Source organism: Pseudomonas sp. SK2 (genome assembly GCF_016772395.1).
GTDB lineage: Bacteria > Pseudomonadota > Gammaproteobacteria > Pseudomonadales > Pseudomonadaceae > Aquipseudomonas > Aquipseudomonas taiwanensis.
The window spans coordinates 3,104,259-3,116,542 of record NZ_CP061944.1 but is presented as its reverse complement, the minus strand read 5'-3'; the positions used below and the strand labels follow the sequence as shown (position 1 = coordinate 3,116,542).

Annotated in this window: 13 protein-coding genes and 1 pseudogene; 9 read left to right on the top strand and 5 right to left on the bottom strand. The window is 62.4% G+C overall.

Annotation, left to right across the window (positions count from 1 at the left end; translation table 11 throughout):
- The 4 genes from IF103_RS13910 to IF103_RS13895 all read left to right on the top strand — a co-directional run bounded on the left by IF103_RS13910 (position 1) and on the right by IF103_RS13895 (position 3,450).
- The gene (locus IF103_RS13910; RefSeq protein WP_202675411.1) at positions 1-1,368 is read left to right on the top strand and encodes an MBL fold metallo-hydrolase RNA specificity domain-containing protein; all 1,368 of its coding nucleotides are present in this window, start codon (positions 1-3) and stop codon (positions 1,366-1,368) included.
- Between the two features lie 55 nt (positions 1,369-1,423).
- Entirely contained in the window at positions 1,424-2,032 is a 609-nt protein-coding gene (locus IF103_RS13905; RefSeq protein WP_104881632.1) for a hypothetical protein, read from the top strand.
- Positions 2,033-2,093: 61 nt separating this feature from the next.
- The gene (locus IF103_RS13900) at positions 2,094-2,798 is read left to right on the top strand and encodes a phosphoribosyltransferase (protein WP_202675410.1); all 705 of its coding nucleotides are present in this window, start codon (positions 2,094-2,096) and stop codon (positions 2,796-2,798) included.
- Positions 2,791-3,450, top strand: a complete 660-nt coding sequence (locus tag IF103_RS13895; RefSeq protein WP_252189403.1) for a dienelactone hydrolase family protein — start codon at positions 2,791-2,793, stop codon at positions 3,448-3,450. The genes IF103_RS13900 and IF103_RS13895 overlap by 8 nt, the downstream gene beginning before the upstream one ends.
- Positions 3,451-3,468: 18 nt before the next feature.
- Here the strand turns inward: IF103_RS13895 and IF103_RS13890 are convergent.
- From IF103_RS13890 to IF103_RS13880, 3 genes and pseudogenes are all read right to left on the bottom strand, one after another.
- A pseudogene (locus IF103_RS13890) lies at positions 3,469-4,836 on the bottom strand (erythromycin esterase family protein).
- Between the two features lie 95 nt (positions 4,837-4,931).
- The gene (locus IF103_RS13885; protein WP_023380986.1) at positions 4,932-5,501 is read right to left on the bottom strand and encodes a GNAT family N-acetyltransferase; all 570 of its coding nucleotides are present in this window, start codon (positions 5,499-5,501) and stop codon (positions 4,932-4,934) included.
- Positions 5,502-5,611: 110 nt separating this feature from the next.
- On the bottom strand, positions 5,612-6,208 hold the full coding sequence (locus IF103_RS13880) for a universal stress protein (protein ID WP_158664634.1): 597 nt from the start codon (positions 6,206-6,208) through the stop codon (positions 5,612-5,614).
- Between IF103_RS13880 and IF103_RS13875 the strand changes: the two genes are divergently transcribed.
- Both IF103_RS13875 and fnr read left to right on the top strand, forming a co-directional pair.
- Positions 6,179-6,592 (top strand): hypothetical protein, encoded by a 414-nt coding sequence (locus IF103_RS13875; RefSeq protein ID WP_158664635.1) that lies wholly within the window; start codon positions 6,179-6,181, stop codon positions 6,590-6,592. The two genes, IF103_RS13880 and IF103_RS13875, sit on opposite strands and share 30 nt — an antisense overlap.
- Before the next feature lie 120 nt (positions 6,593-6,712).
- The gene (gene fnr, locus IF103_RS13870) at positions 6,713-7,444 is read left to right on the top strand and encodes a fumarate/nitrate reduction transcriptional regulator Fnr (RefSeq protein ID WP_049818693.1); all 732 of its coding nucleotides are present in this window, start codon (positions 6,713-6,715) and stop codon (positions 7,442-7,444) included.
- Here fnr and IF103_RS13865 read toward each other — a convergent pair.
- A complete protein-coding gene (locus tag IF103_RS13865; RefSeq protein WP_023380983.1) occupies positions 7,419-8,150 on the bottom strand; it encodes a ferredoxin reductase domain-containing protein in 732 nt (243 codons plus the stop codon). The two genes, fnr and IF103_RS13865, sit on opposite strands and share 26 nt — an antisense overlap.
- A 194-nt stretch (positions 8,151-8,344) precedes the next feature.
- On the opposite strand from IF103_RS13865, the gene IF103_RS13860 reads away from it, so the two are divergent.
- The 3 genes from IF103_RS13860 to IF103_RS13850 all read left to right on the top strand — a co-directional run bounded on the left by IF103_RS13860 (position 8,345) and on the right by IF103_RS13850 (position 11,847).
- The gene (locus IF103_RS13860; RefSeq protein WP_027906740.1) at positions 8,345-8,905 is read left to right on the top strand and encodes an Hsp20/alpha crystallin family protein; all 561 of its coding nucleotides are present in this window, start codon (positions 8,345-8,347) and stop codon (positions 8,903-8,905) included.
- Between the two features lie 62 nt (positions 8,906-8,967).
- Positions 8,968-9,432 (top strand): CBS domain-containing protein, encoded by a 465-nt coding sequence (locus tag IF103_RS13855; RefSeq protein ID WP_023380981.1) that lies wholly within the window; start codon positions 8,968-8,970, stop codon positions 9,430-9,432.
- Positions 9,433-9,471: 39 nt separating this feature from the next.
- Positions 9,472-11,847, top strand: a complete 2,376-nt coding sequence (locus IF103_RS13850) for a phosphoketolase family protein (protein ID WP_202675409.1) — start codon at positions 9,472-9,474, stop codon at positions 11,845-11,847.
- A 7-nt stretch (positions 11,848-11,854) separates the two neighbouring features.
- Here IF103_RS13850 and IF103_RS13845 read toward each other — a convergent pair whose 3' ends face one another.
- Positions 11,855-12,280 (bottom strand): potassium channel family protein, encoded by a 426-nt coding sequence (locus IF103_RS13845; RefSeq protein WP_023380979.1) that lies wholly within the window; start codon positions 12,278-12,280, stop codon positions 11,855-11,857.
- Positions 12,281-12,284 lie beyond the last annotated feature (4 nt).

The following is a 12,284-nucleotide window of genomic DNA, read 5'->3' as shown; positions in this document are numbered from 1 at the left end:
ATGCAACTGACATTTCTCGGTGGTACCGGGACCGTGACCGGCAGCAAGTTCCTGTTGACCCGCGACAGCAGCCGTGTGCTGATCGACTGCGGACTGTTCCAAGGTTACAAGCAACTGCGCCTGCGCAACTGGGAACCGCTTCCGGCGGCGCTTCATGCACTCGATGCGGTGGTGCTGACCCATGCCCATCTCGACCACAGTGGTTATCTTCCAGTGCTCGCACGGGAAGGCTATGCCGGTCCGATCTACGCAACCCCGGCCACCTGCGCCTTGGCCGAGATCCTGCTGCTCGACAGTGCCCGATTGCAGGAAGAGCAGGCCGAGCATGCCAACCGCCACGGCTACTCCAAGCATTCACCGGCACGCCCGCTGTACACCGAGCAGGATGCGAAGCGCGCCTTGGCACTGCTGCGCCCTGTGGAGTTGCATCACCCGATCATGGTCGTGCAAGGCATGGAGCTGCTGTTGCGCACGGCCGGGCACATACTTGGCGCGGCAACGGTGCAGATCAAGGTCGATGGCCAGACGCTGGTCTTCTCCGGGGACCTTGGCCGGCCACAGGACCCGATCATGCGCGCGCCTGAACTGATCAGGACGGCAGACGTGCTGCTGGTGGAATCCACCTATGGCGATCGCCAGCACCCAACCGGATCAACCGAGCAATACCTTGCCCAGGTCATCAACCAGACCCTCCTGCGCCATGGCATCACGTTGGTACCGTCATTCGCCGTCGGTCGTGCCCAGTTGCTGATGTACTACCTGTACAAGCTCAAGCGCGATGGCCTGATACCCGACATCCCGGTCTACCTCAACAGCCCGATGGCCACCGATGCAACCGCCCTGTACCAGCAGTTCAGAAGCGAGCATCGCTTGACGTCCACGGAATGCGCGGCAATGTGCAGGGGCACGCATATCATCCGTACGGTCGATGAGTCCCGGCATCTGGATCAGCTGCGGGAACCTTCGGTGATCATCGCCGCCAGTGGCATGGCGACTGGTGGACGGGTGCTGCACCATCTCAAGGCGTTGGCCCCCAACCCACGCAACAGCATCCTGTTCTCGGGTTTCCAGGCCGGTGGTACGCGCGGGGCTGATATCGTCGCCGGTGCACACAACGTCCGCCTGCATGGCGAAGACGTGCCCATCCGGGCCCAGGTGCATGCCATGGAGAACCTTTCAGCGCATGCCGATGCCGACGAGATCATGGAGTGGCTGCGCGGATTCGCCCGCCCGCCACGCCAGACCTACGTCATCCATGGCGAGCCCCATGCCGCCGACACGCTGCGACGGCGGATCAGCATCGAGCTCGGTTGGCAGGTCTGCGTGCCCGAGTACCAGGAAACCGTTGCCATTGACCCAGTGCGCTAGCGTGGGCCGGGAGGCTGTCATGGAAACACAAGCGAGGGCGAAACTCCGGGCCTGGATGCATCGGCCACGGGGTAGCCTGGGGTGGATCGTGGCGATCTTGGCATTGCTCATGGTGGCCGCTACCTACCGGTCGTTGAGCCCAAGCTGGCGTCTGCCCATGCAACACCCGTTCGTGCTGCTGGCTTTGCTGGCCTTGTGCGTGGCGTTGGGCTGGGTGGTGCAGCGTGGCGTCAAGCGCACGGTCGGCAAGACCATTTTCAATGGTCAGGCCACGGGCTGGCAGGCTCGGCTTGCCTTCCTGCGCTCGGTCACCCAGGAGTCGAATGTTCTTTTAGGCCTGTTGCTGCTGCTGGCGTTGCTCGCTGGCGGCACGCTTTGGCTGGCGGGGCGCTCGGTGGACCGTATCGTGGAGAATTGCGCAGACAACTTGCAGGCCCAGGTGAACACCCCAGGGGATGAGAAGCTCACGGCACTGGTCGGCAAGCCGGTGTGTACCTGCCTGGCGCAAACGTTCCTCGATCGCAATGGCGTGATCCGCCTGGCCTTGTTCGAAACGCCGATGCGGGAAGTGAGCGCATACAAGGCGTTGACGGCGGACGATGAACAGCGCTGTCTCGAGCAGTTCGACCTGCTACCTGAAGAAGCCCGGGCGACGGCGCCTTGAAGGGTGGTAGTGCTTGCCAGTAGGTGAAACGACAGGCGCCGTCTCGGCGCGGGAGGTTTCCATGTCACATGATCTTGCGCGTCGCACCCTGTACCCCGACCGCGCTGAAGCCGGTCGCTGCCTGGTGGCGCCGTTGAGCCAATACGCCGAACGGGCTGATGTAATCGTGCTCGCCTTGCCACGGGGCGGGGTGCCGGTGGCTTACGAGGTCGCCATCGCCCTCAAGGTTCGCCTGGACCTGCTGGTGGTGCGCAAGCTTGGCATGCCATCGCACCCGGAATATGCCATGGGCGCGATCGCTGGGGGAGGGGTGAAGATTCTCAATGACGATGCATTGCGGGCCTATCCGGTCGATCGGGCCCTGCTTGAGAGCGTGATAGCCAGGGAAACACAGGAACTGAGACGTCGTGAGTGCGCCTATCGGGGTGGCCGACCTCCGCTTCGGCTCAAAGACCAGACCGTGATCCTGGTCGATGATGGCCTGGCAACCGGGGCCTCGATGATGGCGGCCATCCAGGCGGTGCGTGCCCAATCGCCAGCGCGGATCGTGGTCGCGGTGCCGGTCGCGCCACCGGAAACGCTAGAGGCCCTGTGGAGCGAAGTGGACGAGGTGATCTGCCCGCTGGTGCCCGATCGGATGGTTTCGGTCGGCTATTGGTACCAGGACTTTCCGCAGACCTCGGACGAGGAGGTCATGGCGCTGATGGACAAGGCCGGGATCGCAGCGTCGTCCGGGGGCCGTGGCGGGGAGGCTGAAGATGACTGAGGTAGTGCTGCGCTCGATGAAATGGCCCGGCGTCGAACTGCTCGCGGACCTACGGTTACCCACCAACACCCAGGCCTTGGTCATTTTCGCCCATGGCAGCGGTAGCGGTCGGCTGAGCGCCAGAAACCAGTATGTGGCGGACGTGCTCGCCAGTCGCGGCCTCGGCTCGTTGCTGTTTGACCTTTTGACCGAGCAGGAGCAGCGACTGGACAACCAGACCGCCGCGCTGCGCTTTGATATTCCGCTGCTGGCGAAGCGGCTTACGGATGTCATCGATTGGGTTGGCCAGGACCCCGACCTTGCTAGCTTGCGCATTGGCGTGTTCGGCGCCAGTACGGGTGCAGCGGCGGCTTTGTGTGCGGCGGCCGAGCGCCCGGAGGTGGTGGCGGCGGTGGTCAGCCGGGGAGGGCGCACCGATCTGGCAGGCGAAGCGCTCAAGCGGGTACAAGCCCCGACCCTGCAGATCGTTGGTGGCAGGGACGTTCAGGTCCTGGAACTCAATCGTCAGGCCAGTCGGATGCTGCTTTGCGAGCATCGCTTGGAGGTAGTAGCAGGTGCTTCGCACCTGTTCGAAGAGCCTGGCACCCTGACCGAAGTCGCCGTTCTGGCGGGTGACTGGTTCGTCACCCACCTGCAAGACCCATCCCCTTGAGCCTTGCAGGCCGGATGTTCAGACGCCGAACGGATAGGTTTCGTCCTCCGGTTCAAGGTGTTGTTGTTTCGGCAGAGGCAGGGCGTCAACCGGTTGGGTCTGTTCGATCCAAAGCAGGGCGTCGAATTGCTCGGCCAGCACTGCTTCGAAGTAATGGCTCAGCCGTTCGCTCTCCGGTCGGTAGATGACGCCGATCGCGCGTTCGAGCAGTGGCATTGACAAGATGCGACGAAGCTCCTTGCGCTGTGGGTCTCGCCAGTCGGTCAAGGAAGCCGGTACGCCTGCCAGGCGGAACTGGTGCTCCCAACTGTCCGACCGCGAAGGACGGATGTCCTTGATCAGCATGTCGCCATCCCAGTCACTGGCGGCGGCCACTTGTCCGCGGTCGGTGGCCATGCCGATCAGCACGGCGTCCCGGCCAAACGCGTGGCGGCACAGTTGGCCGATGTTGAATTGGCCTTTCCAGCCCATTTACGTGGCATCGGCGTTGCCGATGTGAGAGTTGTGTGCCCAGACCACGGCTTTGGCGTGTGGCCCGCGATGTTCCAGCAGTGCGCGCAGGGTATCGAACATGTGCCGGTCGCGCAGGTTCCACGAGGCAGTCGAGCCTCGGTAGATCGCCCGATAGTATTGTTCTGCGGCGATGATCACGCGTGCGTTCTGGGTGGCATTGAAAAACGCTTCATCATTGCGGATCAGGCCCGACAGCTGATCGGCCAGCATCACATTCAGTTGTTCGACCACAGGCTGCTCGCAGGGCATGACGCCACCCCGTTCGACGAAGTGGCCATACAGTGTCGGGTCATCCTGCCAGGGCGTCAGGCAACCATACCGTCGGCGCGCTTCGCGGGCCAGGTGCGGATCTGTCCGGTCCAAAAAGGCCAGCACTTCGTGAATGGAGTTGCGCAGGCTGTAGACGTCCAGGCCGCGAAACTCCACGCGGCGGTCGACGGCGAGCAGGCGATTATGCCCATGCAGCCAGTGGGCGAATGCCTTGACCTCGCTGTTGCGCCACATCCAGGTTGGGAAACGGCTGAATATATGGCGCTTCCATGCCGAATGAGCCAAGCCCCGCACGTACTGGTCAACGTGCCCTGCATCCGGCCAGTCGGCTTCGACGGCCACGATGTTGAAGCCGTGCTGTTCGATCAGCCGCCGGGTAATGGCTGCACGGGCGCGATAGAACTCGCTGGTGCCATGGCTTGCCTCGCCCAGCATCACCACACGGGCGTCGGCGTAGCGATCGAACAGCGCGGCGAAGGCGGGGGACTCGAGGTCGGGCAAGGGTTCGGCGAATTGATGCAGCAGGGGGGCGATCTCCGCGCTGTCGACCTGGTATTGCTTGCCGTAGAGCATTTCCATCAGTTTGCGCGAGTTACCGTTCATGGATACCCTCCTCGTGCGGATGTGGCCGCAGGTCGTGGGGCGAAGAGCGGGTGGGGCAGCGCTGTGGCCACCCCAGGCGCTGGCGCAACGACGCTTCAGGTCAGGTTCAGGCGATGGATGACCTGGGTCGGGTCATCCGGGTCGGTGCTGGTGGTGAATCCTGCCGCCTTGGCCAGGTCACGCATCGCCTGGTTGGCGGCCGAGTCGATCGAATACATCTGTCGTAGGCCCTTGGCCCGGGCATGATCGGTCAGGTGCTTGAGCAAGAGTCGACCCAGACCATGGTGCTGCCAGCTGTCGAGCACGGTCACGGCGCATTCGCATTCATCCTTGCCGGCAATGGCGGCGTAACGGGAAATGCCCACCTCTTGCAGCTCGCCGTCCACATGGGCGAGGGCGACGTAGGCCGCTTGGCGGTCCTGGTCGACCGCCATCAACTGGTCGAGCATTGCCTCACCGGGCTCCTTGATCTGGCACAGGAAGCGAAAATGCCGCGACTGCGGTGACAGCCGTTCGATGAAGGCCCTCTCGCGCTCCCGGTCCTTGGCTTGCAGCGGTCTGATCAGCACATGGGTGCCATTGTCGAGGGCTTCGATCCAATGCTCGCCCGCAGGCTTGGGAAACGAGGGCGCGGTGTATTGGCGGGAGGGTTCTGTAGGAGCCATGGCAATAATCCTCGTGTGTCGGGAATGGACAATGGAGCTTCAGTTTCGACGCTTGGCCCTGCGCGGACTTGATAGTTGTCAATTGCCTGCCCTCCAGCGGGTGTCACCTGTCAGGCAGGGAACAACAGCGGATCGTCAAGGCTCGCCCAGGCTTGGGTCGCTGGCTGCATTGCCCTGTTCGGTGCGTTGACCACCAAAAGGCTGCAGGTGAGGTGGCTCAGCAAATAGCGCAGTGTCTCGTGCTGGCGCAGGTTATAGGCATTGGCGATCACCACCAGGTCGTATTCGCACCGATTGGCATAGGCGCAGAGGGTATGGGCGCAAGAGCCGACGATCAGGTGATGGTGAAGCGTCGGTATCCCAAGCTGCCCAGCAAATGCCTTGAACGTGGCGGCCAAGGTTTCGTACCTTGGGATTTCTGCCAGGCTGTAGTGCTCGCTATGGCGCAGCAGCGCCGCCTGGTCGTAGACCGAAAACAGGTGCATCTTGCCTTTGCGGGCCTGGCATACGGCCTTGGCTACCTCGATGACGTGGGCATTCAATGCCCGTTCGTCGAGGTCTTCGCAGCTTGCTGGCGCGGCGACGAACAGCTTCTCCAGGTTGGGCGCCACCTGTTCGCGAGCGAACAGCACCGGGCAGGGAGCTTTTTCCAGCAGTTGCAGGTCCAGGTTGGCCTGATGCGCCGCCTCGTCGGCGGCATGGTCCATGACCACCAGGTCCGCGCCACAGCGCGTGACTTGCGCCGCGACGCCGTTTGCCGTGGGTTTGAGTACCGTGACATCAGGACTGACACGAAGGCCCCTGGACGCAAGATGGGAGGCCCGCTGTTTCAGGTACGACTCGACGGACGGTTTCTGCCCGCCAAGGGATGGGGCACGCAGCGCGGCAAGCGAAACACTGGCGTCCAAGGCCATTGCCAATTCGGCGCTTTGCTCAACCGCCGGGCTGTATCGATCATCGCAAGGGGCGATCAAAAGCAAGTGATTGATTTTCATAAATGGGGCCTTCTGTCTGGACTGAGCATCGATCGAGCCGCACTGGCTGCTTGCAACCTGCCGACAGTCGAGCATGAGAGCAGCGCGCAGACCTGACTTGATCTTCATCAAGCCTTGAGCAGGACGGCGTGACCCTTGGTCGGAGGGCGCGAAAAGGCCGGGGGAACCAGCTAATTTGTATTAATACCCCCCATGCACATTAGCGGAGGCATGGTCATGTCAGGCTCACTGGATATGGGGGCAAGGCCCCATGTGAAGTGCCTTGCGTGTTCGTTGAGCCGGCTTTGCCTGCCCGCCAGCCTCAGTGCCGACGAAGTGGACAAGCTGGAGCGAATCGTGCGCCGTAACCGCCCGTTGAAGAGGGGCGAGTATCTGTTCAAGGCCGATGAGCCGATGGAGCACGTGTTCGCCCTACGCTCAGGGGCGATCAAGAGTTTCCTGCTCGATACCGAGGGCAACGAGCGGATTACCGGTTTCGTCCTGCCGGGGGAGATGCTGGGGCTGGACGCCATTGGTGCAAGGCATTATCGAAGCTATGCCCTGGCGCTGGAGGTTTCGCTGGTGTGTTCCATCAGGCTGGATCAGCTGGTCGACCTGTCGGGGCAGATCCCAGGCTTGCGTTACCAGCTGTTGCATATGCTGAGCATGGGGATTCAGGGCAAGGATGAGCACTTGCGCTGCTGCCACGGCCGAGCCGAACAGCGGCTTTCGATATTCCTGCTCGGCATGTCGGCGCGTTATCACGAACGCGGCCTGCGCGCAGACGTCTTCAACCTGCCGATGTCCCGTGGCGATATCGCCAACTACCTGGACCTTACCCTGGAAACCGTCAGTAGGCTGTTCAGCCGTTTCACCCAGGCAGGGTTCGTGAAATGCGTCGGGCGGGAAGTTCGGCTGGTCGACTTGCAAAGCCTGCTGAACCTCAGCCGGCTGGAGGAACCCACTTGAGCGCAGCCAGGACCCTGTCATAGCGCTGGACCGGCCCTCCCAGTGGACAGTGATCCCCCCAGGTTGGCCGAGGCATATGGTCGGTCCGCAGCCAGATGCGCTGTGGCGATATCCCCTTTTGCCAACACAGGCGTGCTGCTTGTCGAGCCACCTGGGGCGGCGCGCAGCAGTAGACCGTGTCTGGCCTGAATGCTTGCAGTTGCTGTGTCAGTTGCATCCATCCGCTTGAGGGGTCGCGCGGCGCCGTCGTTTGCGCGCGAAGCCATGGCCGGCATTCAGCGGGCAGGTGCTCCAGCGCCAAGCCCTCGTGTAGCAAGCGCACCTGTACCCAAGGCAGCCAGCAGCGGACCTCATCGAGCATGCACAATAGCGCCAATATCCCTTCGCCCCGTGTGATCGCCAGCAGGCGCGCACTCTGCAAGGGCACTGGCCAGCCGCTGCCCAACGGGCCTGAATACCCCAGCAGCTCGCCTGGCTGCCCCAGCGGGTGCGCACCGTGGGTAGTCACCACGAACCGTCCATCCACTCCGGGCAGGCTGACGTAGCTGCATGGCCAGCGCTCGGTGCGATTGGCCAGCAGGCAATACTGGCCTGGCATCGCCTCGGTGAATTGCGGGCTGCACTGTGCCAGGCGCAGGCATTGTTGAATACCCGGGCCAGGGAAGGTTTCCAGCAAGCGGACACGCTTGCCGTCGTCCCGCTCCATAGTCGCCTCGATAGTGTCTGGATGGACCGCACTGTTTTCAGGCTAGGCGTCTGCCAGAACGGGACTTTGATCAGGATCAAACCGACAAGCGATGGCAGCAGCGCGCTGATTGATAAAGGTCAAGCGCGGGGTTGCCTGCCCGCGCACGATCGAGGTGTCTCCCTGGGAGGCATTACTCATTCGAGGAGGTCGCCATGTCCGAAGCAGCCAAGAAAGTACCTGTCACTCCCGCAGCCACCCAACCTGCCAAGGCTTCTCCACCCGGCACCGAGCCGTCGGACCTGTGGCGGCCGTTCCAGCAGCTGCGGCGCCAGATCGACAGCCTGTTCGACGATTTCGGGCGCCGGCCATTGCGCATGCCGTTCAGCCACACCCCATTCGATGTCGAGCCGTTCTGGCGCCGTGAGCTGTTCGCCCATGGCATGCCGGCAATGGATATCAGCGAACTGGCCGATGAGTTTCGCATCAGTGCCGAACTGCCAGGTGTGGACGACAAGGACATCGAGATCAAGCTGGTCAATGGCAATGTGGTGATTCGCGGCGAGAAGCAGGAAGAGGTCGACGAAAAGCGTAAGGAGTACCACCTGTCGGAGCGGCATTACGGCAGCTTCGAGCGGGTCTTCCAACTGCCCCGTGAAGTCGACGCTGAAAAGATCAATGCCCAGTTTGCCAAGGGCGTACTGTTGGTGCACCTGCCCAAGCGCGCCGAAGCGATTCACCCTGAAAAAGTGATTCCTATCAAAAGCAGCAAGTGATTGACCCGACCGATTTCAGGAGCAGGGACGCTCCGCCTTCGCATTCCAAAAGGTAGAACATCATGTCCATTGGCAAATACTGCAACCGGGATGTGGTCACAGCGCCCCCCAGCATTTCCATCTACGCCGCGGCGCGGATGATGAGCCGGTACCACGTCGGGGACCTGGTGCTGGCCGAGCCTGTCGACCGCGACCGTTGCCGGCCCATCGGCCTGATCACCGACCGTGACCTTGCGCTGAGGATCATCGCCCGCAACCCTCCTGACCAGGAAGACCTGCAGGCCATCGACGTGCTGCCACGTCCATTGATCACCGCGAACCAGAACGAAGACCTGTTCGATGTGATTCTGAACATGCGGCGAGCCAACATCAGGCGGATCCCGGTGGTCGATGACTTTGGCCTATTGGTCGGAATCGTCACCGCGGACGACTTGGTGGGGCTGTTGGCCGACCACCTGCACGAGCTGACGTTGCTGATCCGTCAGCAGAGCCGGCGGGAAGAAGATATCCGCGCCGGGGACATCTGAACCCCATGCGCGTGCGCGCCATCGACAGAGGGGGCGATCATGAACGATTTTCCAGGCACCGAGGAACTGGAATGGCTGGATGCCTACTGGCGGGCCGCGAACTACCTTACCGTTGGCCAGATCTACCTGCAGGGCAATCCCTTGCTGGCCACGCCGCTGAAGCTGACCGACATCAAGCCTCGGTTGCTGGGGCACTGGGGCACGTCGCCAGGGCTCAACCTGATCTACACCCATCTGAACCGGCTGATCCGCCATTACGACCTGAACATGTTGTTCGTCGCCGGCCCTGGCCATGGCGGCCCGGCCATGGTTGCCCAGGCGTACCTGGATGGCACCTACACCGAGCTGAACCCTGCGATAGAACGGAACGCGCAGGGAATGGCGCGGTTGTTTCGTCAGTTTTCCTGGCCGTACGGCATTGGCAGCCATGTCGGCCCGCATGTTCCGGGTTCTCTGCACGAAGGTGGCGAGCTGGGCTATGCCTTGGTCCATGCCTATGGCGCAGCCCTGGACAATCCGCAGCTGATCGTGGCCTGCGTCATCGGCGACGGCGAGGCGGAAACCGGAGCGCTGGCGGCGAGCTGGCATTGCAACAAATTCCTCAATCCCGCGCGCGACGGTGCGGTACTGCCGATCCTGCACCTCAATGGCTACAAGATCGCCAACCCGACGGTGCTGTCGCGGATCAGCGAGGACGAGTTGACCAGCCTCATGTATGGCTACGGTTATGATCCTTATTTCGTCGAGGGCGACGAACCGATGGAGGTGCATCGGGCGTTGGCCAGGACGCTGGATGTGATCTACGAGAAAATCTGCCAGATCCAGCGGCTTGCCCGGCACACCGAGGCGGGCCAAGCCATCGACCGGCCATTGTGGCCGGTGCTGGTCTTGCGCACCCCAAAAGGCTGGACGGGGCCGACGTTCGTCGATGGGCAGCGGGTAGAGGGAACCTGGCGCTCCCATCAACTGCCCCTGGGAGACCTTCGCAAGCCACTGCACTTGCAGCAGTTGCAGCAATGGCTGGAAAGCTACCGGCCGCATGAATTGTTCGATGCCCAGGGCGCGTTGTTGCCGGAACTGGCCGCGCTGGTCCCGACCGGGCGGCGGCGCATGAGCGCGAACCCACATGCTAATGGCGGGCTGCTGTTGCGAGCGCTGGACCTTCCGCGCTTCAGCGACTACAGCGTGAAGATGGACGGGCCTGGACGCGTACGCGCAGAGGCGACCCGGGTTCTGGGCAGCTACTTGCGCGACGTGATCAAGAACAGCCTGGTGTCCCGCGATTTCCGCCTGTTCGGCCCTGACGAGACGGCTTCCAACCGGCTGGATGCGGTATTCGAGGCGATCTGCAAGGTCTGGCTGGACCCCCACGGTGCCGAGGATGACCACCTCGGTCCAGATGGCAGGGTGATGGAGATTCTCAGCGAGCAGATATGCGAAGGTTGGCTGGAGGGTTACCTGCTGACCGGCCGCCACGGCTTGTTTTCGTGTTATGAAGCGTTCATCCACATCGTCGATTCGATGATCAACCAGCATGCAAAATGGCTCAAGACAGCCGCCGAAGTGCCGTGGCGCAAGCCGATCGCTTCGTTGAACATCCTGCTGACCTCGCATGTCTGGCGTCAGGACCACAACGGCTTTTCGCACCAGGACCCAGGTCTGCTGGACCTTCTGGCGAACAAGAAGGCCGATCTTGCGCGTATCTACCTGCCCCCGGACGCCAACTGCCTGCTGTCCGTGGCTGACCATTGCCTGCGCAGCCGTGGCTACATCAATGTGATCGTTGCCGGCAAGCAACTGGAGTGGCAGTGGCTGGATGGGCAGGCGGCGAACCTGCACTGCCAGGCTGGCATCGGGCGTTGGGCATGGGCCAGCCATGACGATGACCTGCCGGAGGTGGTCCTCGCCTGCGCAGGCGATGTGCCGACGCTGGAAGTGCTGGCGGCGGTAACCCTGCTTCGTGACGACGTCGCCGACCTGCGGGTCAGGGTGGTGAACGTGGTCGACCTGATGGCACTGCAATCACCGCTACAGCATCCGCACGGCTTGCCCGACAGTGACTTCAATGCGCTGTTCACCGAAGAGCAGCCGGTGATCTTCGCCTTCCATGGTTACCCGGCCCTGGTTCACCGCCTCATCTACAAGCGTGCCAACCCGCAGCGTTTCCATGTGCATGGCTTTCGTGAGGAAGGGGCGACCACCACGCCGTTCGACATGGCGGTCATCAACAACCTCGACCGCTACCAGCTGGTGCTGGATGTGTTCGAACGCGTGCCTCGCCTGCAAGCGCAGGTGGAGCGGGCGCGAACCCGCTACTGGTCGACCATGGAAAAGCACAAGCTGTACCTGATCGAGCATGGCGAAGACATGCCTGAGGTTGCGCAATGGCACTGGACACCGCACCCAGACGCCTGAACCGGCGCTATTTGGCTTTCCAGTATTTCTGCATTTCGAGGAACAGGAACGACGCGGTCCAGGTGATCAGCACCAGGCCTGTCAACGCTTGCAGGCCGGTGAGGTACTTGAGATGACCGGTAGGGGCGATGTCGCCAAAGCCTATCGTGGTGTAGGTGGTAAAGGAAAAGTACACGCAATCGAGCAAGCTGCCGTCGAAGTTGCCACTGAGCGTGCCCCAGCCCTCGGCGTGGGCCATCAGGTAATACACCAGGGCGAAACACCAGACCTCCAAGGCATGGGCCAGCAGCGCGCCAAACACGCCAGCGACGATCCGGAACCGGCTCCACAGCTTCAGCCGCGGTAGCCAGTCGTTCAGGCGAAGCAGGCATTCGTAGTGGATGATCACCACCAGGATCACCACCAGCATGTTGATCAATGTGACGGTGAGCATGGTC